We start from the raw sequence: 26,042 nt of genomic DNA on the forward strand, positions 1-26,042 counted from the left end.
CCAACAAACAACATATAAGGAAGTCATAAACTATGAGCCTGTTTATGAGCCTAGTCGGTATGGCAGTATTGCTAGGAATTGCATTACTACTGTCTGATAACCGCAAAGCTATCAATCTAAGAACTGTGGGTGGCGCATTTGCTATCCAATTTATCATCGGTGGTTTCGTTCTTTACGTACCTTGGGGTCGTGACCTTCTAGCTGGCTTCTCTGCTGGTGTTCAGAATGTTATTGACTACGGTAAAGACGGTACTGGTTTTCTATTTGGCAGCCTAGTTAACTTCTCAGTTGACGGTATTGGCTTCATTTTCGCGTTCCAAGTACTTCCAACACTAATCTTCTTCTCTGCACTTATCTCTGTACTTTACTACATTGGTGTAATGCAATGGGTTATCAAGATTCTTGGTGGTGGTCTACAAAAGGCGCTTGGTACTTCACGTGCAGAATCAATGTCTGCAGCAGCGAACATTTTCGTTGGTCAAACTGAAGCACCTCTAGTGGTTCGTCCGTTTGTTCCTAAAATGACACAATCTGAACTATTCGCTGTAATGTGTGGTGGTTTAGCATCGGTCGCAGGTGGCGTACTAGCGGGTTACGCTTCTATGGGTGTACCTCTAGAGTACCTAGTTGCTGCATCATTTATGGCAGCGCCAGGTGGTCTATTATTTGCGAAGATCATCAAGCCTGAAACTGAAACACCTGACGAAGATCTAGGTAAAGATATCGACGGTGGTGATGACAAGCCTGCTAACGTTATCGACGCAGCGGCTGGTGGTGCTTCTGTAGGTCTACAGCTTGCTCTAAACGTTGGTGCAATGCTACTAGCATTCATCGGTCTAATCGCACTTATCAACGGTATTCTAGGTGGCGTTGGCGGTTGGTTCGGTATGCCTGAGCTAACACTTGAAATTCTACTAGGTTACCTATTCTCGCCTTTAGCATTCCTTATTGGTGTGCCATGGGAAGAAGCAACACTTGCTGGCTCGTTCATCGGTCAGAAACTGGTTGTTAACGAATTCGTAGCCTACCTAAACTTCGTACCGTACGTTGGTGAAGCAGCACAAGTTGTTCCAGCAACTGGTGAAGTAATGTCTACTAAGACAGCAGCTATTATCTCGTTCGCTCTATGTGGTTTCGCAAACCTTTCTTCTATTGCGATTCTACTAGGTGGTCTAGGTGGTTTAGCACCAAACCGTCGTCACGACATCGCTCGTATGGGTGTTAAAGCGGTTTGTGCTGGTACGCTATCTAACCTAATGGCGGCGACAATCGCTGGCTTCTTCCTATCTTTCTAATTAAGTAAGCGAAAGATTATATAGACGCCGTTTTAAAAAGCCCCGTAGACACACACTGTGTGCTACGGGGCTTTTTTGTTTTTTTTCCCTGATTATTGCTTCCTAAGCCTGTTAGTAGGCTCTTGTCAGGGAAAGACTCGAATACCAGCTTTATTGAGTGTTTGGCTTGATTCGAGATAAGTCTGGAGTGTATTCAGACAACTGGATTCATAGCGTTTGTTGGTCATGAAGATTGAACAAACGTTGAACAGAATATTTTTTGAGATACAAACCGTTTGCGCTCTATGAGCCACTACAGTTCTGCGACGAATATCTATAATGTATGTAAATATAGAGAGTAGGGTAAAACTCATGAATGATGTTTTCCTCGCAGCCCTCGCGGGCTTTGTCGTTGGAGTCCTGTTTTCTGCCATTAAGTTGCCCATTCCTGCACCGCCTGCACTAGCTGGTGTAATGGGAATCGTTGGGGTTTATCTTGGTGGCGTGACTTATCAATGGATTATTGAGAAGTTTTTTAGCTAGCGCTTGTTAATACAAGGAGTATGATCGGCGCTGGTTGTAACTATGTCTGGCCATCAGACAAAGGTTACAGATACCGTTAGACACCGCAATCGTAGATTGTTGTGCCATAGACCAAACTGGTACTGTGCGGTGACAAGGATAGCAATTGGGGGCAAATTCGCTGTTTACCCCTAAGTCTTCAGGGAACCAAGTCCGTTCATTAATGACTGCAAAACCGACATGAGGTTGAGCAGACACTTTTATGAATATTGATCGGAGATAGAAATGAGCGATTTAAAAGCAGCAGCACTACGTGCACTTAAACTTATGGATCTTACAACGCTAAATGACGATGACACTGATGCTAAAGTGATTTCACTATGTCATGACGCAAAATCAGCGGTGGGTAATACCGCTGCGATCTGTATTTACCCTCGCTTTATTCCTATTGCTAAGAAGACACTTCGCGAGCAAGGCACACCAGACGTTCGTATTGCGACAGTCACGAACTTCCCACACGGTAATGACGATATTGATATCGCTGTTGCCGAAACGAAAGCTGCCGTTGCTTACGGTGCAGATGAAGTGGATGTGGTGTTCCCATATCGTGCTCTTATGGCGGGTAACGAGGAAGTGGGTTTCGAGCTCGTTAAGCAATGTAAAGCAGCGTGTGGCGATATTCTTCTAAAAGTCATCATCGAAACGGGTGAGCTGAAAGAAGAAGCACTAATTAAGAAAGCCTCTGAAATTTCAATCAAAGCAGGCGCTGACTTCATTAAAACTTCAACGGGTAAAGTGCCAGTCAATGCAACACCTGAATATGCACGCATGATGCTAGAAGTTATTCGTGATATGGGTGTTGCAGAATCTGTTGGTTTCAAGCCAGCAGGTGGCGTGCGCACTGCTGAAGATGCAGCAGCGTATCTAGCAATGGCTGATGAGATTTTGGGCGACAACTGGGTTGATGCTCGTCATTACCGTTTTGGTGCGTCAAGCCTGCTAACTAACCTACTGAATACATTAGAAGTAACAGACGAGACTGCAGACCCTGCAGCGTACTAATTAAAAGTCTGAATGTGGTGAGCGAAAGCTCACCACATTACCTTTTACTCTACTAACCACCTTATTTGTGTGGGAGGCCCTAATGTATTTACCTCAAGAAATCATTCGTAAAAAGCGTGATGGCGAAGTCCTGACTGCCGACGAAATTAATTTTTTCATCCAAGGTGTGGCTAAAAACACCGTCTCTGAAGGTCAAATCGCCGCGTTTGCGATGGCTATCTTTTTCAATGAAATGACAATGCCAGAGCGTATTGCACTGACGTGCGCGATGCGTGATTCCGGTATGGTTATTGATTGGAGCCATAAAGAATTTGGCGGCCCAATTGTAGATAAGCATTCAACAGGTGGTGTTGGTGACGTGACGTCATTGATGCTTGGCCCAATGGTCGCGGCATGTGGCGGTTTTGTTCCGATGATCTCTGGACGAGGTCTTGGCCATACTGGCGGTACGCTAGATAAGTTGGAGTCGATTCCTGGCTACAACATCACGCCAACCAATGAAGTGTTCGGTGATGTCACGAAAGACGCAGGTGTTGCCATCATTGGTCAAACCGGCGACTTAGCGCCAGCCGATAAGCGTGTTTACGCAACCCGCGATATTACCGCAACGGTGGACAACATTTCACTGATCACGGCTTCAATCCTGTCTAAGAAACTCGCTGCTGGCCTTGAGTCATTGGTTATGGATGTGAAAGTGGGTTCTGGCGCATTCATGCCAACCTATGAAGCATCTGAAGAACTCGCTAAATCTATCGTAGCAGTCGCAAACGGTGCAGGTACCAAGACAACAGCTATCCTGACAGACATGAACCAAGTATTGGCGTCTTCAGCGGGTAATGCTGTTGAAGTACGTGAAGCGGTTCAGTTCCTGACTGGCGAATATCGTAACCCTCGTTTACTCGAAGTGACCATGGCATCGTGTGCGGAAATGTTGGTGCTTGGCAAGCTTGCTGATAATACGGAAGAGGCACGCGCGAAGTTGATGGAAGTACTGAACAACGGTAAAGCGGCTCAGTGTTTTGGCAAGATGGTTGCGGGCTTAGGTGGCCCTGCTGATTTTGTTGAAAACTACGAAAACTATCTGGAAAAAGCAGAAATCATCAAACCAGTCTTTGCTGATGAAGACGGTATTGTATCGGCAATGGATACGCGTGCAATCGGTATGGCGGTTGTCTCCATGGGTGGCGGTCGCCGCGTTGCTACAGACGAAATTGACTACGCGGTCGGCTTTGACGGGTTTATCCGCCTTGGTGAAAAAGCATCGAGTAATAAACCGCTGGCTGTGATTCATGCACGTAGTGAAGAGCAATGGCTTGAAGCGGCTGAAGCGCTTAAACAGGCTATTACTATCGGTGGTGACTATACGCCTACGCCTGAGGTTTATCGTCAGATCCGCGCAGAAGACGTTTAATCAAAAATTACACTAAGGCCTCCATATAAAAAGATTAACGGAGGCCTGAGGAAGAGCAATGAAAAGAGCATTTATTTTAGTACTGGATTCATTTGGAATTGGTGCGACAGCTGACGCTGAAAAATTTGGTGATGTTGGTTCAGATACGTTAGGCCATATCGCTGAGCAGTGTGAGAAAGGTCTAGCAGACAACGCTGATCGTCAAGGGCCACTGACGTTGCCTAATCTGTCAAAGCTTGGTTTAGCCATGGCTCACAAAGAGTCAACGGGTCGCTTTGCGCCAGGTTTGGATACTGAGTCGGAGATCATTGGTGCTTACGGTCATGCTGCTGAGCTGTCTTCAGGTAAAGACACACCGTCAGGCCACTGGGAAATTGCTGGTGTGCCGGTTCTGTTTGACTGGGGCTACTTTACCGACAAAACAAACAGTTTTCCGAAAGAGCTGACAGATCGCATTCTTGAGCGTGCTGGTTTAGACGGTTTCCTTGGTAACTGCCATGCATCGGGCACTCAGGTTCTGGATGATCTTGGTGAAGAGCATATGAAGACAGGGCAACCTATCTTCTATACGTCGGCGGATTCGGTATTCCAGATCGCTTGCCATGAAGAAACCTTCGGCCTAGATCGTTTGCTTGAGCTTTGTCAGATCGCACGTGAAGAGCTAGAAGACTACAACATCGGCCGTGTTATCGCTCGCCCATTCGTTGGACCGGGTAAAGGCCAGTTTGAGCGTACTGGTAATCGCCGTGATCTGTCTGTTGAGCCACCTTCAGCGACGATTCTACAGAAACTTGTTGACGAGAAGGGCGGTGAAGTTCACTCGATTGGTAAGATTTCTGACATTTACGCTGGCTGTGGTATCACCAAGAAGACCAAAGCAACCGGCATTCCGGCACTTTTTGAAGCAACCAAAGAGGCTATCAAAGAAGCGGGTGATAATACTATCGTCTTCACCAACTTTGTTGATTTTGATTCTGCCTATGGTCACCGTCGTGACGTAGCTGGCTATGCTGCTGCGCTTGAGTACTTCGATGGTCGTATCCATGAAGTGATGGAGATGATGGAAGAGGACGATCTTCTAATCCTGACGGCCGACCACGGCTGTGACCCAACTTGGCCAGGTACTGACCATACGCGTGAGCACATTCCTGTGATTGTTTACGGCCAGAAAGTACCAGCAGGTTCGTTAGGTTTACGCGATTCTTTTGCTGATATTGGCCAAACACTGGCGACGTATTTTGGTACTTCACCAATGGATTACGGTAAAAACTTTTTGTAATGAGAGAGTTAGAGAGGTAAACCACCTCTCTGACAACATTTAACTGAGTTAAGGAATTAACAGACATGGCAACTCCACATATTAATGCTGAAATGGGTGCATTCGCAGACGTTGTTCTTATGCCGGGTGACCCGCTACGCGCGAAGTACATTGCAGAAACATTCCTCGAAGATGTCGTTCAGGTCTGTGATGTGCGTAATATGTTCGGTTTCACTGGCACTTACAAAGGTCGTAAAGTATCAGTGATGGGCCACGGTATGGGTATCCCATCTTGTTCAATCTATGCGACTGAGCTAGTCAAAGATTACGGCGTGAAGAAAATCATCCGTGTCGGTAGCTGTGGTGCAGTAAGTGAAGATATCAAGGTACGTGATGTCGTTATCGGGATGGGCGCTTGTACCGACTCTAAAGTGAACCGTATTCGCTTTAAAGGCCATGACTTTGCTGCTATCGCTGATTATAAGATGGTTCGCGCAGCGGAAGAGGCAGCGAAAGCTCGTGGTATCGAAGTGAAGGTGGGTAACCTGTTTTCCGCTGAACTGTTCTACACCCCAGATCCTGAGATGTTCGATGTGATGGACAAGTACGGTATTGTCGGTGTTGAGATGGAAGCGGCAGGCATCTACGGCGTTTGTGCTGAGTACGGTGCGAAAGCTTTGACTATCTGTACTGTATCTGATCACATCAAAACGGGCGAGCAGACAACGTCAGATGAGCGTCAGACTACGTTCAATGACATGATGATTATTGCGCTAGATTCAGTTCTATTAGACTGAGTTATTGATAAAGTTAAAGCGGTAGTTTTTCACTGAGCGTATATAAAAAGCCCCTTAGTATTTGAGCTAAGGGGCTTTAAGTTTATGACCTATTAGGCATCAGAGGTTTGATGAGGGAATAACTGCTTATGCTCTGGGTCGAGTGCATAAAATCTTGGAAACTCACCTTTTACCAACCACAGCGGCATATATTCGCTGTCAATGGTCGGCTCAAGACCGCGCGCTTCATATGCGTGTGCGGCCAACGCCGTGATCCAAATAGCAAACCAGCCTTTTCTATCACCTTTAATGCTGGGTGAATCCGCTTTGCCGACATCGGTGTAATACTGAATATGGCACTCCAGCGCTTGCTTCAGCTTAGCAGGGTAGCGCGTTTCCCTCTCTGGGTGATGAATCGACACCAAAAGCTCCGCCAAGGGCAAGAGCAAATAATTGGTGTAATCTTGCACTAACTCCTCGCCCACATATTCAGGAGTGGAGTAACGCACCAGATCATTGATCCGCTCACTAATTGGCACTGGGTCATTATCAATAAAAAATGCTCGCACTAAGCGAAATAGCACGCGGCGAAAGTCCTTGACCTCATCCGTTTCTTCGATAAAGGCATAGATGTTTTCTTCAGGAATACGCAGTAGCTTTTGGCCAAAACCACATGGGTCGCCAAGCAGCACATTCATCATCAAAGCATCTAACCACTCATCGATGGTCAGCACCACATTCATTTGGTATGGACCATAAGGAATTTGGTAGTGACGAAACAACTGACAGTGCTTTTCCCCTTGATAGTAATACAGTAGCACTCGGTTACTCAGCACTTGACAATATTCATACAAATACTGCGCAGTGACCGCATTGGTTTCATGCTGGCGAAAAAGGTTCTCGGTTACCATATTAAAGAAGAAGCTCTCAGGTAAATACTTAGTATTATCAGCCTCAAACCCCTTTATTATTCGCTCATACGCATCGTATTCGGAATCTTTAACCATCTGGATAAATTCTTCGTCCTCGCGAACGCACTCCCAGTAGTGATTTCTTTTTGATAACATTACAGCTCCTTTAATGCCTTTGACTGCTGGGTTTTACATCGTAACCCGTCACTTGCACGCCAGTTGGCACGCCACCGTCATTAATATGTTGCCTAACCACTTTGTATTGCAGTGTATCACGCTGCTCATCAAGCATACCCAGCGTATACTTGTAATCGCTATACTCCTTTGGGGTCAGACTACTATGGTTTTCTTCAAACCAAGTTTTCATCTCACCAATCACCTTAGTGGTGTAAGCTGGTGAGCCTTGCTGCACCACTTCGCTGCCCAATTTGGCCGCCCCTAAAGAAGAAGAACCACCTTTGGCTTCAAGGATATGGATGTTGCCCTGCTCGTCTTGCCATATTTGGTCAAATTGACGGTTCTTTTGGTTACTGCCCGGATAAGCCGATTGTAAACGTTTTGCGTTCGGACCAAAAGTGGCTTTCGCATAGGCTTCCGCTGCCATTTCCCCCAGTTCTTCGGAGTATTGACGCTGAAGTTGAGCGTATTTTTTCTGGCCTTCAAGGTTTCCGTCGAACTTATTGAATTCTGCTTTTTGTTTCGCTTGTTGCCTCAGGGTTGAGAGACAGTCGAAATCACAGCTGGATATTTCAATACCGTCTAAATCGGTCACCTTGCGCGTAAGCCCCGATCGCTGAGTCAATTGATTCGAAGCAAAGTCTAGGTCATCTTGACGATATAAACTGGCGCGATGGCGCTCGGTTGGCGTCAAGCTGCTAGAGCCATCAATATTACGCCACACGCCGTGTTCATCAATATACTGATTTTCTCGCTGGTTAATGTATTGATCTTTAGATAGCCTTCCATTTGGGTGTTTGACTCGGTAATCGTTGTATTCGTCATCAATTGTCTTGCGATATTTAGGGCTAAAATTATCCAAAGGCAATGGCAATTTGAAGTTTGGATTATTTCTTTGCCTAATATGGTTAGCGACCGATTCAAATGCAAAGGCTAATGGGCCAAAATTGGAATCAGTTTTTAGATAGTCTGTGATCTTAACAAGCAGTTCATCAACACTTATTTCGTCAAGCTTTTCAAGAATGGCTTTTCGGCTTTTATTGGCGATCTCAAGCTTTAGTACTTTGTTAACGCCAATATCAATCAATTGATCAACCAGAACCTCTTTTATTGCATTATCAAGCTCTTCTTGCGACAGGCTATCTGGGTTTTCAAGTAAGCGCTTGAGCGTTGATAAGCCTTCGTAAACCCCTTCGATAGTGCTATACAAGGTATACATGTTAAATGCAAATATAAGTGCAGGAACAAAGAAGGCGTTGTTTTCAGCCGCATTGCCTGCAGCAAACATAGCGTTGTTAACATCATCGCCATCCCCACCTACTGCGAAGAGAGTAATACCGGCCACCAAACGTGCGACATTACCACCAAGTCGATTGATTTCATGGAACTCTCGAAGTAATTCTTGCTGGAAAGCTGGGTTTCGATAGTCAGTGTTGCCATTTTCCAGCTCTGTAAGGAGCTTACCGGTTAGTTGCTTACTTTTTTCCTCAAGCTTTTCCGTTCTTTCTTTGACCCAATCACTGTCCCTATAAAGCTCGGCGGCAAACTCACCAATTACAGCACCGGCACCACCACTAGTACAACCTGAAACATTGGACTTAGAGTTACCGCCAGCTGCCATTTGAGTCGCTGCACCAAGGGCACAACCAAGCGCAGCGTGTGCTATATAGCCTGAAGCGGTTGAAATAGGGTCGACGCCCTCAGCGATTTGCTTACCATTGTCATCTCGTATAATACCGCGCCTAGCATCACCTATTTTTTCGGCTAAAGTTTTACCGACTTCGGCAATACTGGAGGTGATAACGGCATTGATCACCATCTGATCAAAGTCTTCGATGCGAGCAAAACCATTGCCCGTCAACACACTGTTGACTTGCAAAGAAACCACCGAAGAAAACACCGAATTGACTGACTGCTCAATTACAGTGCCCATTGTGGTGCCATCAAGGCCAACAGCGCTAAGACCATCTGAAACAAAGCTTAAATCGAGCCCCTGCATTACACCTGCAGTAATCATGCTTGTTGCAAGGCCGCGGATTGATTCAGATGACGTTAACTGAGCAAAGGTATCTTTTATATCACCACCATTTGCTAACAGTGAAGCCGAGGCTTGAATAATAAGTGCATTGGTCCCAGCGGTTAATGCTGCCGAAGCAGCCAATGTACCCGCACTAACGGTTGTTGCAGCTGCCGCCGCACTACCAGCTGCCGCCGCACCACCAGCTGCCGCCGCACCACCAGCTGCGCCTGCACCACCAGCTGCGCCTGCACCACCAGCTGCTGCGCCTGCACCACCAGCTGCTGCGCCTGCACCGGCCCCTGAAGTAGCAATGGCTACCACCACCACCAAGATTGCCATTGCTGCTGGACTAAGGCTAGTTTGATCGTATTCCCACTGTTCAAGAACTAAGTCGATCTCTTCCCATTTTGCATCTGGGTGATTATCTCTTATGTCTTTAATCCAACGTAAACCGTCGTTGGTGGCTAATTGGTCAATCAACGCGTGGTGATCAATATACTTTTGATCCGGGTTTCTCGGCAGCTCAACACTGATGCCATTTCTTGCATCAAGTACTAGGCCGCCTTGAGCGCGAAATTGCGACATATGAGCCGTTTCTTGCGAAATACCATTGCCTTTTTGACCAACAGATAGCGCGCCTTCAAAAGACTCTGCCTTGCTGTAAAAATATTTTTCAATTTCTAACTCTAAATCGATAGTGTCCGCAGTAACTCGTGTTAACCCTTGGCTGGTTAAATGTGCTGCTTTAAGCTGTACGGGGCCAGCTTCCGTAGTAAGGATCAGATCGTAGCCTGCTTTTAACAACGTTGAGACTACTTGCGAACGCTGCTCACTCTCCTCGCGTTTTTCTGAGCTAGAGAAAGCGCCACTGCCACCTGCTTCAAAAAGTTTGTGCCAGCTATAATGATCCTGCGCTGCAAGTAAATGAATACCTTGGCTGGCTAGAAGCTCCAGTGTGCCCTGACTTTCGAGTATCGAACCTCGTGATTGAATCGTTTGCTTAGTAGCAATAGACAGCAGATCGATTGCGGACATTTTGGTTTGTATATTGGTCAATGATTGACTCGATTGACTCCAACCATGGCCGCTTTGTGCATCGCTATGGCGCACTTCAGCTGGAAGCAGTTGTACTGCACCGCCGGCATTGACCTTCAAGTCACCCTGGGAAGAGAACTGACCCCCGATGCTTACAAAGTGGCTGGCAGTTTGAATGTTAAGATCACCAAAAGATTCAATTTTCGCCAGTTGCTGAGCTTGCTCATTAAACCCGTAGGCGTGGTCATAACGGTAGACTAAGGTTTGGTTTTTCAGTGCATAGGCCGTGAGTTTAACGTCTCGGCCTTCTATCGTGCCAGAAAGGTTAGACAATAAACCGCCTACTTCAATCTGAATGCCTTCTTTGGCACTCAAATGCCCCTTATCATTGATAAAGCTATTACGAGTACGAATTAACGTATCTCGCATGGCAAGCACTTTACCGCCTTTATTGAGAAAATCTGTTGCCGTAATGGTACCTTCACCAAGACTAAATGTCGTGCCATCGACTTTGTTGGCTTTTACGGTTTGTGCAGTCAGATAGATTCTTGGTACCAAAACCTTAGAGCCATTAGCAAGAATTTCAAACTCAGGCCAAAGCATATCCTCAGTCAGACTATTCATTTGAGCTTGGGTCAGCTTTTGGCCAAAAATGAGACCATTGGATCGTAAGTATTGGAAACCATTTTGATATAGTTCTTGCGCCATCTCTTCATAGGTGTCGTAGGCTTTAGGTGCGACAAGATAGCTGCGATTGAGTAAGACATTCAGTTGTTGACGTACAAGATCCCGCTGAATATAGGCAGAACCGATGTAATCTGGCGTTTCAGGCTCTCCGGTTTGGCAATCGTAGTTTTCAAAGCGGATAGTCGCATCTTCACTACTTTGCTTATAGAACTGCGCGAGCCCGTCAGTTAGCTGTGTCAGTGGCGAAGAAAAGCGTTCATGGTAATGGCTGCTACTCTCACGCGATTCATGTACCAAGTCAGACATACCTTTTGCTATGGCATGTTGCAGGGAGGCCTTGTCGTATTCAGACAAACGCGGAGTTGGAATACCACTTTTTACGCAACGTGATTGGGTATCAATGGTTCTTGAAGTGAGATAAACAAAAGGTATAAATACACGTCCCACACCGGGCAAGTGGCGTTTTTCTGGCCAAATGATGTCGTATTGCAGATTATCGATATCTTGCTGAGACAAGTTATCGCCAAATCGATGCCCTGTTTCTTGCATAAACGAAATCGCGTTTTGGTAGTACTCGGTCTGCATTTGCTCATAACTACCAAACCCTAGTTCTGAAATACGGCTGCTGCCTATCAGCTGCTTAAGCTGAAAACGTACGATTTCACGTTGCAATGCACCATTACCATAGGCTTTAGGTGTTGGTAACGGAACAAAGAAGGTAACATCACCACTTATGGGGGCCCAATCGATTTCTGGCTTAAATTGAGGGTAATCATTAAAGATGGTGGTAAGTAAATCAGTTAAACCATCTCGAATGTCCAATTGAGCAAGGTTTTGATTGTATTGCTCAATATAATTATCGACTTGAGCATCAAGCAAGTAGCGACTCGAAGACGCCAAGTGATCTTCAAGTTGCTCAATAGTCTGATTGATGCGTATATTCGCCAGAGTCGGCGCTGTAAATGTCATTGTGAGTACCGGGAGCATCACACTCGCGGTGATTTTTTTCCAGCGAGGCAATTCATGGCTCAACTCGCTTAATTCGTTTTTATCCATCATCTTTTTTATTCGTTATTTTTAGAAGTCTTTACCGTAGGAAATATCACCTGTCGCCAATAGCCCTTGAATTTCGGTGTTAGGACGTTGGATATCAAACAGTGAAATAAGCTGACCATTAATTTGGTTTTTATCGACATGGAAGCTGGTGGTGGTCCAGCGGCGTATTTTGTGACTGATACATTTTCTAAACACACGTCTTGAACAATAACGCTCGGCATGGTGATGGGTAACTCTGCGGTCTACTCGCGCTTGGGTAACTAAACCCAGCGAGCGCAAACTGGCGATGTTGCCTGCTAGCGTACCCAACACCTCGACACTCCCTGCTTCGTTTATAAGTGCTGATGAAAAAGAACTGTCGCTTTGACCCTCAGCCTTTTTGCCTCCATCAATATAGAAGTTGCCGCCTACCAATAAGTAAGGTGGAGGAGACAAGGATTTCACGTATTGTGTGGTTTCTTTGATATGGGTATCTCGATGAGGGCGAGACTTATCGACATTGGTACTTGACTCAATAAAGTAGCGTTCGTTACTGACTCTTGGTGCACGGACACTTAAATTACCCGTCAACACTTCAAGTGCTGATGAAACGTTTTTGAAAGAGTTTGATGCTTCAATATAGAGGTTATTTTCGGCCGAGATTAGGGTTTCAAAGGTGTCTTTTAGATCAAAGACTATTGGTGCATCATTAGCTGCTCTGACATTTGAACGTTTTTTAAGCTGAGGGTTTACATTCAATACATTAGGCGCTTGCATCGCAATGTTAAAGCCGATGATAAGTGAACGGCGGTTATCGACATCTATTTCTGAAACCACTTTACCTTGTTCTGCACATTTTTTTTGCGCATTGGCTGCTAAACCAGAAGCTGTTCCGAGCTGAATCTGATTTTCATTAATATGAATATCACCACTACTACGTCGAGAGCTTGTTTTATTGGTTAGTGACCCCTCTGAATTGCTCAAAGGCGTAGGTGCTTGATCAAAACTGTTTTCAGGATATTCACACTGAAAACCTTCGAGCCAACCATTGGTAATCGACTTTTTGCTTACTAGAGTTACATCACTTGCTGCGAGTAGGCCTTGGTTGTAGTTATTGATGTTTTCTTCGCCGTTAATGTATAAGCTGTTTACCGCGATCAGCTCACCGCCAATATTGTTCACAAACTTAGCGGCAACTTTTATCTCATCGGCACTGAGCAAGCCTTGGCTTTCAAATTCGAATTCGGCCGCTACATTGACTAAGCCTGCTTTTATACTGGCGGCTTTAAAGCTGTCTAGCGGGCGAACTCTAACATTTTGACCTTGCAAATTGACATTGGAAGAAGTGGATAAGGTTGCGTCTTTTAATGTGATAGTAGCAAAGCTCTGAATATGAATATTGCCATTAGAAAGCAATAGCTGGGAACGACTTTCATCACCTTGGTGAGTTTGGTAGTCGCTAAGCACGGTAATATCGGCTTTGGTGTTGATATGATTTTCCACCACAATATCACTGTATTGATTGGTGGTTTGCAACCAAACACTGCCCGCATCAATCGGGTATTTGACTATCAATGGTACACTGTTCTCAACTACATCGACTTGGTTATTGCTTGTCGAATAATCATGGGTAACACGACCAGCAATAATTTGTACATTACCTTGTGAGGCAATTAACTCACCATTAGGATCAAGCACAATCTCACCATCGATGTTTCTATGCGCCTTGGCTAAAGTGGAGATAGGACCATCGAGATTGATACGGTTTGCCAACAAGGTGACCATTAGCGCATCATCTGTGATTAAACCATCAGAGCCACGTATTTGAATTTCACCTTGATTGGTTGAGATGCTCGTAAGCGCCCCGTGTCGGTCAAACTCGGCGTCGCCGGTTGCGATGGTGACACGCTGGGTATTGCTAAATTGACAGGACTGACAAATCACGCCCGCTTGACTAATAAAGAGCAAATCCGCCGCGCGACCAAGCACTTCGATTTTACCAAGCACCATAGGGTCAATGCCGGTATGCTCAATGACGATTAACTGAGGCGGCGCTTGCTCAACAAGGTTTGAATTCAGCTTGGGGTTGTTGACCAATGACAAGCGTTTCCCATCTTGGTTAAAATGCTCAAACCGCATATGGGATACATTACTCTGGTTGCCTGCATCAATCATCAGTAGTTGATTTTCTGACTGACCGTAAATTGCGGTTGACTGAAGCTGCGCATTTGGGGTGATTTCGCCATCGCCAATGTAGCCTTTAAGCGATGTCTGCTCGGGCAATTTGCGATTTTCGATACAAGCAGGAAAGCCCAAACTGCGGCCTAGCGTTTGGTTGCTCGCACATACTGGTTGAGCCGCAGCTGTGGTATTTTTTCGGCAATAACCGCCGCTTGGCTTAAAGCTTCGTGGGCAGACTAAGGTTGGGCGCTTAGTGTCTATCCATTTTACCAGAGGTTCTGGAGTATCACTATATACAATGCCTTCAAACCAATTAAACGAATGCAATGTTTTATTTAAGCATGCTTTATAAAGTACTATAAGACTCGGTGTATTATACTTTTTACACGAGACCGAAAATAAAATCTTCTCGCATTCTTTTCCTTTTTTACCATCGATCAAGTTATAACCACTCGGGCAGGAAAAAACCATAGGCTTATTTTCACTGCCGTAGCATCGAGCATTACTGTGATTAAGGCTAGCGTTGGCTGGGCAGGTATAGTGAGGTTCAAACTTAAATGAGCTTTGGCACACGCCATCTACTAAGGTGGCATTAGGTAAAGCACATTGAGTATTTGGCCATGCAACAGGTGGTGAGCCAACTGGTCCAGAACTGACGGTCAATGACACTGATAACAGCGTCACCACAGCTCCAATAGGCAATAGTGAACAGACTTTCGTGAGTATTGATTTCATAATATTAGGTTGTTTACATCTGAAAAGTGAAAATCACAGCGCAATAGCATAATTACCAAGGCGATTTTTACTCTAATCCTGTTTCCACAGAAACTGAGGTTAAATAAAAGCGACTAAAACTGTATTCCAGTCAAAGTAATGTAATTTTCATTATTAAAAGTAATTTAAGAGCACTAATGATATTTGATAGGTAAATCAAAACAAGATGTAAAAATAAGAAAAGATTAATTATTTGCACTATGTATATATTGGCTGGTGTACGTCACAAGAAACTAACACCCACAGATAAAAATGTTGAATACCACACAGATAGAGGCGGGGCTCGTCATCATCTATGGACCTGCTTACCTAGTGAGCGCTATTTGGATTCAGTGTGACATGAAATACTTGATTAAGTGGGTTCGGCGAGTCAGTTTGATGATCATCTCGGTGTGGTTTTATGAGATCATTTTCTGGTGAGTTTGTACAAATGTATCAGAAGTACAGCCAATTAATGATGGGGGATTGAAGTTCAGTGATGTAGTAGACCTAGTGACTTTAAGTCTATCCATTTCTGGTATGTGTTCACAATTCATGCTTATTACTGCTAAGAATTGAGATTTGGCCATATTGCTAGCCCTGCTAGCTATAATCGGTCTTCCAATTTAATGGGGTTTAATAATTCCTAGCTCAGCTGCTATCAAACCAACGACTTTATCTATTCGTGGGGTAAATTATCGAGACAGCAGTGCCATTCGTTAACTCATTTCTTTGAGCAGTAGGTTTTCACCTTTACGTTTGGGCTTTCTTCGAATCACAATCGCTAGTAGCAACCCTGCAATAAAGCTCATCCCAACCATGGTGTACATATAACGATCACTTTTACGGTAGTAGTGATCAGAAAAGGCAGTTACTTTACCGGTTTCAAAAGTGATACGCACAAAGCCAATCACAGCGCTATCATGCATGATTGGCTCAACAAGCTGCTGTTTGCCAATTCGAGCGGTTTCTAACGGTGTATCTAAGCCCAGAATCTCACGTACACTTTTCCCTTTGTCACTTGAGGCCAAGCGAATGCCTTCAGCGTCATAAATGGTGGCATCAAATACGAGATTGTCTTTAGCCAGTTGGTTAGTTAACTTCAGTAGGCGCTCCTGATCTTGATTAACGATCATCTCACCTGCTGATAAAGAAGCCTGAGACACCAACACCTTTGTGAGTGTTTCCAATTGGTTTTTTTGGATTTGCTCGTTGCCTTTGGTAATTTTTACGCTGTTAACACCAATCACACCGACCATCGCAATCAAGGAGAGGATAGCGAGCGCTCTTAAAGCCATGCGAAATGAGAACAGAGAGGATTCCATACTCACCTAATCTGAGGTTAATTTTGCTATAGAGCATATTGATACTTGCGCAGCTAAATTGCAATAGGTTAACGTGTGAGGAGGTTTTTTAGGAATGATTTACATGGAAACGTTTAAGACCCTTTCTATTCAAAAACATACTTCACTGTTTAACCGAATTCCAGAGGTGCGTTTATCCAGCCAATTTGATAAAGCGAAAGCCAATTGGATTGTTTTTGCGGAGTATTTGTCTCCTCAACACTTCGAAGATATCGATTTTTTTACCGGTAAATATAATGCTGTCGTGGATGTGTGGAAAGTTGGCCGCTATGAAGTCGCTTTAATGCAAGGTGAGTTGACCCCAGAACATGAAAAGATTTTGCAAGGGATTGAGCTCGATTATGCACCGCTGAATGAATTGCCTGATTTGTCAAAACCGGGCCTTATCGTAATGGATATGGACTCCACGGCTATTCAAATTGAGTGCATTGATGAGATAGCTAAACTGGCTGGAGTAGGTGAGGAAGTGGCGGAGGTCACTGAACGAGCCATGCAGGGTGAGCTGGATTTTGAACAGAGCTTACGTCAGCGTGTCGGAGCACTCACTGGGGCTGATGAGAGTATTTTGTCTAGCGTCAGAAGCGAACTCCCTTTGATGCCAGACCTTCCTGAATTGGTACATACCTTACGTCGATTTGGTTGGAAAACAGCGATTGCTTCTGGCGGCTTTACCTATTTTTCAGATTTTCTGAAAGACACGTTGAAATTAGATCATGCTCAGTCTAACCAGCTGGAAATTATTAATGGAAAGCTGACTGGTAAGGTGCTGGGTGATGTGGTTTCAGCCCAAACTAAAGCGGATATTCTCGAAGAGTTAGCGGAACAATATGACATAGAGCCGCACAATACGATTGCTGTGGGTGATGGGGCTAATGATCTGGTGATGATGGCCGCTGCCGGTTTAGGTATCGCATTTCATGCTAAGCCAAAAGTGGAACAGCAAGCACAAACTGCAGTGCGTTATGTCGGGCTTGGAGGCGTGCTGTGTATTTTATCGGCGGCGTTGGCTAAGCAGAAAAAGATCAGTTTTAAGCCTGCTCCGTAATGCAAGTTGCGAGGGGGAACCCTCGCTTCTGTCTGCTCAGTGTTTATTGGCTCAATTCAAGGCGAATAAGCACTTCTTCTGTAATATCCGTTATTTCACTATAGCCGACGATACCATTAATCTCTTTTTCTAAGCTTCTAGCTTGATGCATACTGATCGGCGCAAGTTCTTTGATATCTTCCTGAAGAAGGGCACTCATGGGATCAAACACCGGCGCACTACAAACTCGAAGGGCGTAGAATTCACCGATTGCTTGAGCGTTTTTAATAAAAGAAATACGCTCTTTAACTGCGCTGAATTCGCTCACCAGTTTGGATTCATACGACTGAATTCGTGTACCAAACTGTGTGATAGACAAGTATATTTCTTGGAATTGTGGCTGTGCCCCATCAATATGTCGCATCGGCTGGGCAAGCAGAGTATTCGTATGACCTTTGTAGATAGGTTCGACGGAAAAGTTTTCTTCCTGCCCTAATTTTGCCAATACCACTAACGGCGGTGAAAGCGGGTAGTTAACACCAATGACACGAGGTTTAAGATTTCGCCCTCGTTTTTCTACGAAGATAGGCGTACTCACAACTTTGTCGAGTAAGATATCATGCAATCCTTCAAGTAGCTGGTTACTTGGCAAAAGCTCTTTTTTGGCGACGAGCTTATCTTGGTTATGCTCAATCAGCCGGCCAAAAAAAGCAATGGTGCGCATTGTGTTACTGTCTTCAAGCATGACGAGCTGGAGACGTTTTCCACCCGGCGAAATGCGAATAACTTTGTAAGGAACGCTGTCGAGGGGCAGCTTCTTGTCATAAAGGCTGAGTTCTTTAAAGTTAACAGAACATGTGTCCCCAGCTTTAAGTTTACTTGGAGAGGTCAAAGCCACACTGATACCGCGCTTCGAAATATCCAATGTTACGCCTGCATGCACCACATTTGTATCGCAAGTCATTTCTATTGGTGAGCGAAACTGAAAGCGAGGTTCCTTACGACGAGATTTTGCATCAAAATAAAGGCAAACCGGATTATTTTCTGGGTTACGCGCGTGGCAGAAGCGATTGAGGCTACTACTAGGGATTCTGGGTTTAGAAGTCAGCAAGTAATCCTGATGGGTGGACTGAGTGGAAAGCTCCTGAAGAATACCGCAATGAGTGAGCAAGTGAGTTTGGAAATCCAGCTCAGTAGAATGTTTAGAAAGTTCGGTACGTTCTTCATCAGACAGTTCGAAGACATGCAAGCGAAATGCTCTCCAGCTCTCTTTTTTTGCACCGACATGCCAGAATAACTGACGTACTTCTCGTGTTGCTTCAGGCATCATCATTGAGAAGAACAAAGTCTTACCTTGATGCTCATGAGTGAAGGAGTAAAACACATTGTTACTGCCACGCATACCGGGCTTGGTTAACTGTTCAATGCGCTCTTTATTAAACAAGCTGGTTAACGTTTGTTGATTTCGCTCGTCTTGCCAGTATTGCCAAATAGGTTGATTGTTCTCTGTCATCAATGCCAGTTTGAGTTCGCTGCCACTAAAGAACACGGGTAAATTACAGGTATGCTTGAGAAATGTATGCTCATAGCCTCGAGAACGAGCACGAATGACTTTGTCTTGATTGTCATGCCGGCTGCGTTGGTTATCATTTTTTAGCTTATCTTCTATGACTTGCTCAACAACATTTGACTCATCAAGCTTCAATAATCGTAGGTACTTGACCGCATCATTTTCATATGAGTCATCAATACCGACAATCCGATAACTAATGGGGGTATCTAGCCCTTCGACTTCGCTATCTTTTATCAATTCAACGAACCGAACAGCTATGACTTCGCCAAGTTTATAATTGAATGCAGAGGGAGCTTTAAACTTGGCTCCGGATGGAGAAATATCGACGGTTGTCGCGTGAACCAGTTGATCTCTGTTGATTTGAAACTCTATCTGCGTGGAAAGCTTGAGGCGATTTTCACGGCGTTTGAGATCATATCCCAAGTTGATGGCTTCCACATCGTATGCCGTGCTCTTTTCAGAAAACTCGATACCTTGTGGTTTGCCTCGCTTTTGCATCACTCTAAAGTTGTTGTGAGTGTTGCATAACGCTTCCCAAACACCTTCGGTATAGCCACCAAACTTACGGGTATTTTTGTGGTAGGCATTGAAAGCGACATCATCGAGCCAATGCTTCACGCCGTCGAGTTCATATTCTCGACATTCCCCTTTTACCCGACCACGAAGGTCTACCGGTTTAGTGCAAGGGGCCATGACTCGATTAAGTTCCATCTTGACCAGAATTTTAACCGATGGGGGCTCTCCTTCAGTCATTTGCTCGAGAAGGTATTCAAAATCATCGGAATTGTAAGCAGGAATCAATCGTTCTGCTAAAGATAAAATCTCTGGCTGCTGCATATATTTTTGTTAGCTTGTCCCTTACGCTAAATATCGGCCTTGATATAAAGATCTTTAATGATATGTTACACCGAATCAAGGTGAATAGGTGACGAATGATAACGGCATTGTCACAAATACAGGTCAGAGGTGATATGGCGAAGGCAAAAAGAGCATACGTGTGTAATGACTGCGGTGCGGATTTCCCGCGTTGGCAGGGGCAGTGTAATGCTTGTGGTTCGTGGAATACGATTAGTGAAGTCCGATTGGCAGCATCGCCAGCCGCAGCACGAAATGAGCGTTTAGCAGGCTATGCTGGAAACACTGGGGAAACGCAAGTTCAAACCTTATCTGACATTGATTTGCAAGAAGTACCACGCTTTACCAGTGGCTTTAAAGAGTTTGATCGAGTGCTTGGTGGTGGCGTAGTTCCGGGGGCAGCGATTCTGATTGGTGGTAACCCAGGGGCGGGTAAATCTACGCTGCTTTTGCAGACGATGTGCTATCTCGCTTCGCAGATGCCTACATTATACGTGACGGGGGAAGAGTCGTTGCAGCAGGTTGCGATGCGAGCGTCACGATTGGGGTTACCTAAAGATAACCTCAAGATGCTTTCTGAGACTAATGTTGACCGGATCTGCCAGATTGCAGAAAAAGAGCAGCCAAAAATCATGGTTATCGACTCAATTCAGGTGATGCATGTGGCGGATGTGCAATCATCACCCGGTAGTGTGGCGCAAGTACGTGAGTCTGCAACGGCATTAACACGATATGCAAAACAGAACAATGTCTCGGTATTTATTGTTGGTCACGTAACGAAAGATGGCACCTTGGCTGGGCCGAAAGTCCTTGAGCATATTATTGACTGCTCAGTGTTACTGGACGGCGGTACCGATAACCGTTTCAGAACGATGCGCAGTCACAAAAACCGTTTTGGCGCTGTCAACGAGTTGGGGGTGTTTGCGATGACAGGTCAGGGGTTAAAAGAAGTCAGTAACCCGTCAGCGATTTTTCTCTCTCGTGGTGAGGAAGAAACGTCTGGTAGCTCAGTGATGGTGGTATGGGAAGGCACACGCCCTCTATTAGTCGAAATTCAGGCCTTGGTTGATTATTCTCAGTTGGCAAACCCAAGACGTGTTGCTGTCGGACTGGAGCAGAACCGATTGTCGCTTTTACTGGCCGTTTTGCACAAGCATGGTGGACTACAGATGGCGGATCAAGACGTCTTCGTTAATGTGGTTGGTGGCGTTAAGGTAACTGAAACCAGCGCGGATTTAGCTTTAGTGATGGCATTACTATCAAGCTTTCGTGATCGTGTTATGCCAAAAGATGTGGTTATTTTTGGTGAAGTTGGCCTGGCGGGAGAGATTCGCCCGGTACCGAGTGGACAGGAAAGACTCAATGAGGCTTTCAAGCATGGCTTTAAGAAGGCCATTGTACCTGCGGCTAATATGCCAAAAGGCGGCATTGCAGGTATGCAGATCCATGGTGTGAAGAAGTTGTCAGAGGCAATTGAGGCATTTGATGAGCTATAGATCTTAGGCTTGAGCTGTTACCGACGAAATTGAAAGCGAAGGGTTGGCATGTTATGTCAACCCTTCATCCTTTGTATCTAAAGCATGTCCAGTGCTTTCTCGACGGCGCAGATCAATCGATCTACGTCTTGTTGGGTGTTGTAAATGGCAAAAGATACTCGAACTGTGCCTTTTACGTTAAGAGCATCCATTAATGGGTGAGCACAATGGTGGCCAGCGCGCACAGCGATCCCTTGTTGGTCAAGTAAGGTTGCAATATCTTGATGGTGGACACCCTCAATCACAAAAGACACTACAGATGCATTTGGTTGGTAACCAAGGACTCTGACATTTTCAAGAGCAGAAAGCCTTCGATATGTATCTTTTACTAAATGATGAATGTGTTGCTCGACCACATTATGTGTGAAGCCTTGGTACCAGTGGATCGCTGTAGCTAACCCAAGAGCTCCGGCTACGTTAGGGGTACCCGCTTCAAATTTACCGGGCAACTGGCTGAATGTGGTGCCAGAAAATGAGACTTTCTCGACCATTTTCCCGCCACCATGCCATGGAGGCATGGCCTCCAGTAGTGGCAGTTTGCCGTACAGAGCGCCTATTCCTGCGGGTGCATAAAGCTTGTGCCCAGAAAAAACGTAAAAATCGGCGTTTAAACGTTTTACATCGACTTTTTCGTGGACGATCCCCTGAGCTCCGTCAATGACCACTTTAGCGCCAACTTTATGAGCGTGAGCAATCACATCTTCAATTGGCAGGCGGCTACCTGTTACGTTAGTCATATGAGCGAGAGCGACGAGTCTGGTTTTATTGGATAACAAGTCGATAAAGGCGTTCATGTCCCATTGGCAACCTTCAGTCATTGGAACTTTCACAACTTTTGCCCCAGTTTGCTCAGCGACAATTTGCCACGGAACGATATTGGCGTGGTGTTCCATTTCACCAACCAGAATTTCGTCATTCGGTTTAAGTGTACTTCTTGCGTAGGTTTGAGCAATGAGGTTCAATGCTTCGGTCGCGCCACGTGTCCAGATAATTTCCTTACTAGTCGCTGCGCCGATAAAATCTGCCACGGTCTGACGAGCTGATTCAAATTGGCTGGTGGCTTGTGCTGTGAGGCTGTGACTACCACGATGGACATTGGCGTTTTGCGAACGGTAGTAGTCAGTAATAGTGCTGATGACACACTCAGGTTTCTGAGTGGTCGCGGCACTATCAAGGTAGACCAGATCTTCACCGTTAATGCTTTGTTGAAGGGCAGGGAATTGTGACCTGATAGATTGGACATCTAGCATGATTCAAGACCACCTAGTTTGTGATATTGCAATGTGGGAATGGTTACCATCGGCTCTGCAACTGTCCATGCGTGCTCTTTCCCCGATAAGTTAATGATGATTTCCATGGCAAACTCAAGGGCAGTCCCTGGGCCTTGGCTGGTCAATAAGTTGTGATTGATGTCGTAAGTGACTCGTTTAACACGCCAGTTCTTTTCATTGATATAAGATTCAAAATGAGGGTGGCAAGTCATGAGAGCATCTGAATACAGCTTGTGATGAGCGAGCACTAAAGCTGGGGCTGCACATATCGCTGCGACTAACTTGCCTTCATACATTTGCTGTCGAACAATCTCAACCAGTACGGTGCTGTCACGGAAGTTTTCAGCGCCCTCTACACCGCCCGGTAAGATAACAGCATCAAACTCATCATCAGCGATATCGACTAGTTTACAATCAGCTGTGAGTGTCACCCCTCTAGAGGCTTTCATTGTGAGCTGACCTTCGAAATCTGCGCTAGCGACAGTCACGTCATACCCTGCGCGAACCATCATGTCGATAATCGTGACGGCTTCCATTTCTTCTGTGCCCGGTGCAATCGGGATCAGTACTTTTTTGCTCATTAAGATTCCCAGCTTTGTTCAATATGTTTGATTTGCGTGTAGAGCGCTTGATTTTCAGGGGTTTGAATATTGTGAATTTTAGCCTGTTTCAGCAAGTAACCAGTAATAAAATCAATTTCACTTTTACGTTTATAGTAAATGTCTTGTTGCATGGAAGAAAAGTTTTCGGCTGTGGTATTGATGACTTGGTAAACCGTCGATTCTAGTATGGGTAGCTCGATGGGAATCGAGCTCGCAGACATGACTTGAAAGACTTCTTGGATGATAGCAGTGAGTTGGTTTTTATACTGCATAGCAGCCAAATCACCATTTCTGATATGTAAGGTGGCTGTTAGGGGGTTAATCGCACAGTTAATAGCCAGCTTGAGCCACAAAGCGTGTTCTATATTGTCACACCACGTGACTTCGGGAAGTGCATGCTGCATTACTTCTTGGAGAAAGTGACATTGTTTCCCTAAATGATTAATGCCGCCTATCTGAGTTATTCCTGCGCCTGTGTGTATGACGTGGTGTCGGGCTGGCTTATAAGCACCGTGTGTGGTGGTAGCAAGGAGTAAAGGATTGTCAGGAAAAGTGCTGTGAAGCCATTCATCGGTTCCCATGCCATTGTGCATGAGAGCGATCATGGTTTCAGGAGCAATATGCTTTTTTAATGGTGTCAGTGCTTGTTCAACCTGCCACGCCTTTACCGTCACTAATAGTAAATCGGCCAGTTTGAGAGAATCAATATTTTGATTATCAAATCGAATTGCCGATTGTTCACCAAGTTGTAGATTCAGGTGAGGTTTATTTGAAGTCGACCAAACAGCAACATGATGGCCTGAAATGGAAAGTTTAGTCGCCCACAGCGTACCAATAGCACCGGGACCAATAATAACGATATTCACACTGATTTGCCGAACCGATAATTTCCCACAAGGATAATCACCGTTTAAGCGAAAGCCAATAAAAAATGGTACCCGAAGGTACCATTTTTAAGGCAGTGAACTTCAATTAGTGGCTTAGAACTTGTAAGTCACGGCTACGTAGTGCCCAACACCTGATGATTCTGGTTTGTGACCCCAAGGTAGTGCTTCACCATCTTTAAAGCCATAAACATCTTTATATAGTTTTAGACCGTAACCTACTGCAAATCGATCTGAGTGCCAGTAGATACCATTAAACATAGCACCACCGTTAGATGCTGTAGTGTTGAATTTGTTGCCTTCGGAATCGTCCATACCAAATTGGTAATCAATGTAACCTTGGTAAGAGATAAATGAGCCATTTTCGAAGAAGTAGAAAGGCTTAAACCAGTTTGTTGATAGCTGGAAGCCGTTCCAGTCTTTATTATTGCCATCGTAAGTTCCATATAGATTTAGACCAATTTTGCCTAACCACGGAACATTTACATCAGAACCTACACCTATCTTTTGAGAGTTAACATCAGATTTTCCTCCCCACTCCATAAGAGTGGCAACGTATAGTTCTTGAACGGGACCAAAAGATAAGTCTTTACCCGTTAGTGCGTCTAAAGACATACGTGGTGCGAATTTCATGAAAATTTTCTCGCCGCCAGCTTTGTCACTACCTGGATCTGAAGCTAGGTTAAATACATCAACGTATCCGTATAGGTCGAATAGACCTGAGCGACCACCAAATTCCATTTCTAGGTAATCGTGAGAAGACTCAGCATAGCCTTTCTCATCGAACGCACCCATTAGGTTGAACTGCATCCATTTGTAGTCGTTCTTGTGGATATCGCCGTCAGAATAATCGGCAGCCATTGCCGGTGCAGACATTGCAGCTACGACACCAAGAGCTAAAAGTGATTTACGCATAGTGGGACTCTCTATGTTTATTCAATATCAAAATCTATTCATATAGCCATCGTTGCACAATCTTTGTTGTGCTTTTACTGGAGCGCATATTAACGATAAAAATCTCAATTAATAGTGATACGGAGTGTAAAAATACATAAAACTAGTGATTGAGATCTCATTAATGATTATTTTTTTAGGATGTAACGGGTGTGTCATTGTTTTGCACAAAAAGTGATATGGGTATCGTTTACGCAAGCGCTTGCGCTAATTTTAATGCCTATCAAACAATCAACATATTTAGTGATTGATCCCTGTCTCATCTTTTTCGTAAGTACTGATAAAGTGATTAAGGATGATTAATGTTGTCAGAAATTATGCTGTTCCCTCTAGGCTCAATGCTTCTTCCTGAAGGAAAAATGAAGCTTCGTATTTTCGAACCTAGATACAAAAGATTAATCAAAGAGGCGAGTCAATCTGATGGTACCTTTGGCATTTGCTTAGTTGAACAAGATGAGCTTTCGGCATCATCCCGACTCTCATCGTTTGGGTCGTTGGCGAAAATTGTTGACTTTGAACTGCTCGAAGATGGGTTATTGGGGGTAACAGTGGTTGGCCTCAGATGCTTCGAAATCAAAAGGATCAGAATCGAGTTTGATGGCTTGCGTAAAGCACGCATCGAGTGGCGTACAAGCTGGGAGTTTTCTCAACTTTCTCAACAGCACGAATATCTGAGTGAACAACTTCGTAATGTGTATGAGCAATTCCCTCAACTCGGTGATTTGTATGACCAATGTTTCTTTGACGATGCAAGCTGGGTCAGCCAGCGCTGGCTCGAGCTCCTTCCTGTACCTCAGAAGCAATTTGACTTTCTATTACGCCAAAAAGATTGCACCAAAGCGTTAGAGTTTCTCTCCCGCTCTATTGAAAGCTAAACT

At 44.9% G+C, this 26,042-nt stretch carries 19 protein-coding genes; 9 read left to right on the forward strand and 10 right to left on the reverse strand.

Annotated elements, in window-relative coordinates; genetic code table 11:
- Window positions 1–32 precede the first annotated feature (32 nt).
- Window positions 33–1,295: a NupC/NupG family nucleoside CNT transporter gene (locus L1D15_RS07455; RefSeq protein WP_239865091.1), complete on the forward strand. Its 1,263-nt coding sequence runs from the start codon at window positions 33–35 to the stop codon at window positions 1,293–1,295.
- Between the two features lie 351 nt (window positions 1,296–1,646).
- Window positions 1,647–1,817, forward strand: coding sequence for a DUF1427 family protein (locus tag L1D15_RS07460; protein ID WP_239865089.1), 171 nt, complete (start codon window positions 1,647–1,649; stop codon window positions 1,815–1,817).
- A gap of 6 nt (window positions 1,818–1,823) precedes the next feature.
- Here L1D15_RS07460 and L1D15_RS07465 read toward each other — a convergent pair whose 3' ends face one another.
- Window positions 1,824–2,054 carry a hypothetical protein gene (locus tag L1D15_RS07465; protein ID WP_239875205.1) on the reverse strand — a complete coding sequence of 77 codons (231 nt, stop codon included), beginning with the start codon at window positions 2,052–2,054 and terminating at the stop codon, window positions 1,824–1,826.
- A gap of 27 nt (window positions 2,055–2,081) precedes the next feature.
- On the opposite strand from L1D15_RS07465, the gene deoC reads away from it, so the two are divergent.
- The 4 genes from deoC (at window position 2,082) to deoD (ending at window position 6,324) form a co-directional block, all read left to right on the forward strand.
- Complete coding sequence (gene deoC, locus L1D15_RS07470; RefSeq protein ID WP_239875206.1) at window positions 2,082–2,858, forward strand: deoxyribose-phosphate aldolase; 777 nt, start codon at window positions 2,082–2,084, stop codon at window positions 2,856–2,858.
- 82 nt (window positions 2,859–2,940) lie between these two features.
- Entirely contained in the window at window positions 2,941–4,269 is a 1,329-nt protein-coding gene (gene deoA / locus L1D15_RS07475) for a thymidine phosphorylase (RefSeq protein ID WP_239875207.1), read from the forward strand.
- A gap of 58 nt (window positions 4,270–4,327) precedes the next feature.
- Entirely contained in the window at window positions 4,328–5,548 is a 1,221-nt protein-coding gene (locus tag L1D15_RS07480; protein ID WP_239875208.1) for a phosphopentomutase, read from the forward strand.
- A 65-nt stretch (window positions 5,549–5,613) separates the two neighbouring features.
- Entirely contained in the window at window positions 5,614–6,324 is a 711-nt protein-coding gene (gene deoD, locus L1D15_RS07485) for a purine-nucleoside phosphorylase (RefSeq protein ID WP_239865080.1), read from the forward strand.
- Window positions 6,325–6,416: 92 nt separating this feature from the next.
- Here deoD and L1D15_RS07490 read toward each other — a convergent pair whose 3' ends face one another.
- From L1D15_RS07490 to L1D15_RS07505, 4 genes are all read right to left on the reverse strand, one after another.
- On the reverse strand, window positions 6,417–7,370 hold the full coding sequence (locus L1D15_RS07490) for an Imm49 family immunity protein (protein ID WP_239875209.1): 954 nt from the start codon (window positions 7,368–7,370) through the stop codon (window positions 6,417–6,419).
- A 10-nt stretch (window positions 7,371–7,380) separates the two neighbouring features.
- Window positions 7,381–12,192 carry a DUF637 domain-containing protein gene (locus L1D15_RS07495; protein WP_239875210.1) on the reverse strand — a complete coding sequence of 1,604 codons (4,812 nt, stop codon included), beginning with the start codon at window positions 12,190–12,192 and terminating at the stop codon, window positions 7,381–7,383.
- 18 nt (window positions 12,193–12,210) lie between these two features.
- The gene (locus L1D15_RS07500; RefSeq protein ID WP_239875211.1) at window positions 12,211–15,033 is read right to left on the reverse strand and encodes a filamentous hemagglutinin N-terminal domain-containing protein; all 2,823 of its coding nucleotides are present in this window, start codon (window positions 15,031–15,033) and stop codon (window positions 12,211–12,213) included.
- Window positions 15,034–15,821: 788 nt separating this feature from the next.
- Window positions 15,822–16,427, reverse strand: a complete 606-nt coding sequence (locus L1D15_RS07505) for a YtjB family periplasmic protein (RefSeq protein ID WP_239865072.1) — start codon at window positions 16,425–16,427, stop codon at window positions 15,822–15,824.
- Between the two features lie 103 nt (window positions 16,428–16,530).
- On the opposite strand from L1D15_RS07505, the gene serB reads away from it, so the two are divergent.
- On the forward strand, window positions 16,531–17,511 hold the full coding sequence (gene serB, locus L1D15_RS07510) for a phosphoserine phosphatase (protein WP_239875212.1): 981 nt from the start codon (window positions 16,531–16,533) through the stop codon (window positions 17,509–17,511).
- A gap of 43 nt (window positions 17,512–17,554) precedes the next feature.
- Here the strand turns inward: serB and L1D15_RS07515 are convergent, their stop codons facing one another.
- A complete protein-coding gene (locus L1D15_RS07515; protein ID WP_239875213.1) occupies window positions 17,555–19,900 on the reverse strand; it encodes a PilZ domain-containing protein in 2,346 nt (781 codons plus the stop codon).
- Between the two features lie 134 nt (window positions 19,901–20,034).
- On the opposite strand from L1D15_RS07515, the gene radA reads away from it, so the two are divergent.
- Entirely contained in the window at window positions 20,035–21,414 is a 1,380-nt protein-coding gene (gene radA, locus L1D15_RS07520; protein ID WP_239865412.1) for a DNA repair protein RadA, read from the forward strand.
- A 77-nt stretch (window positions 21,415–21,491) separates the two neighbouring features.
- Here the strand turns inward: radA and csdA are convergent, their stop codons facing one another.
- The 4 genes from csdA to L1D15_RS07540 all read right to left on the reverse strand — a co-directional run bounded on the left by csdA (window position 21,492) and on the right by L1D15_RS07540 (window position 25,125).
- Window positions 21,492–22,703, reverse strand: coding sequence for a cysteine desulfurase CsdA (gene csdA / locus L1D15_RS07525; RefSeq protein ID WP_239875214.1), 1,212 nt, complete (start codon window positions 22,701–22,703; stop codon window positions 21,492–21,494).
- Complete coding sequence (locus tag L1D15_RS07530) at window positions 22,697–23,305, reverse strand: DJ-1 family glyoxalase III (RefSeq protein ID WP_239875215.1); 609 nt, start codon at window positions 23,303–23,305, stop codon at window positions 22,697–22,699. Before L1D15_RS07530 ends, csdA begins: the two co-directional genes overlap by 7 nt.
- Window positions 23,305–24,192 (reverse strand): 2-dehydropantoate 2-reductase, encoded by an 888-nt coding sequence (panE, locus tag L1D15_RS07535; protein WP_239875216.1) that lies wholly within the window; start codon window positions 24,190–24,192, stop codon window positions 23,305–23,307. The genes L1D15_RS07530 and panE overlap by 1 nt, the downstream gene beginning before the upstream one ends.
- A 114-nt stretch (window positions 24,193–24,306) precedes the next feature.
- Window positions 24,307–25,125, reverse strand: a complete 819-nt coding sequence (locus L1D15_RS07540; RefSeq protein ID WP_239865062.1) for an outer membrane protein OmpK — start codon at window positions 25,123–25,125, stop codon at window positions 24,307–24,309.
- A gap of 344 nt (window positions 25,126–25,469) precedes the next feature.
- Here L1D15_RS07540 and L1D15_RS07545 point away from each other — a divergent pair, with 344 nt between their 5' ends.
- On the forward strand, window positions 25,470–26,039 hold the full coding sequence (locus L1D15_RS07545) for an LON peptidase substrate-binding domain-containing protein (RefSeq protein ID WP_239875432.1): 570 nt from the start codon (window positions 25,470–25,472) through the stop codon (window positions 26,037–26,039).
- Window positions 26,040–26,042: the final 3 nt, after the last annotated feature.

This window comes from Vibrio sp. Isolate25 (assembly GCF_022398025.1).
Classification (GTDB): Bacteria; Pseudomonadota; Gammaproteobacteria; order Enterobacterales; family Vibrionaceae; genus Vibrio; species Vibrio coralliilyticus_A.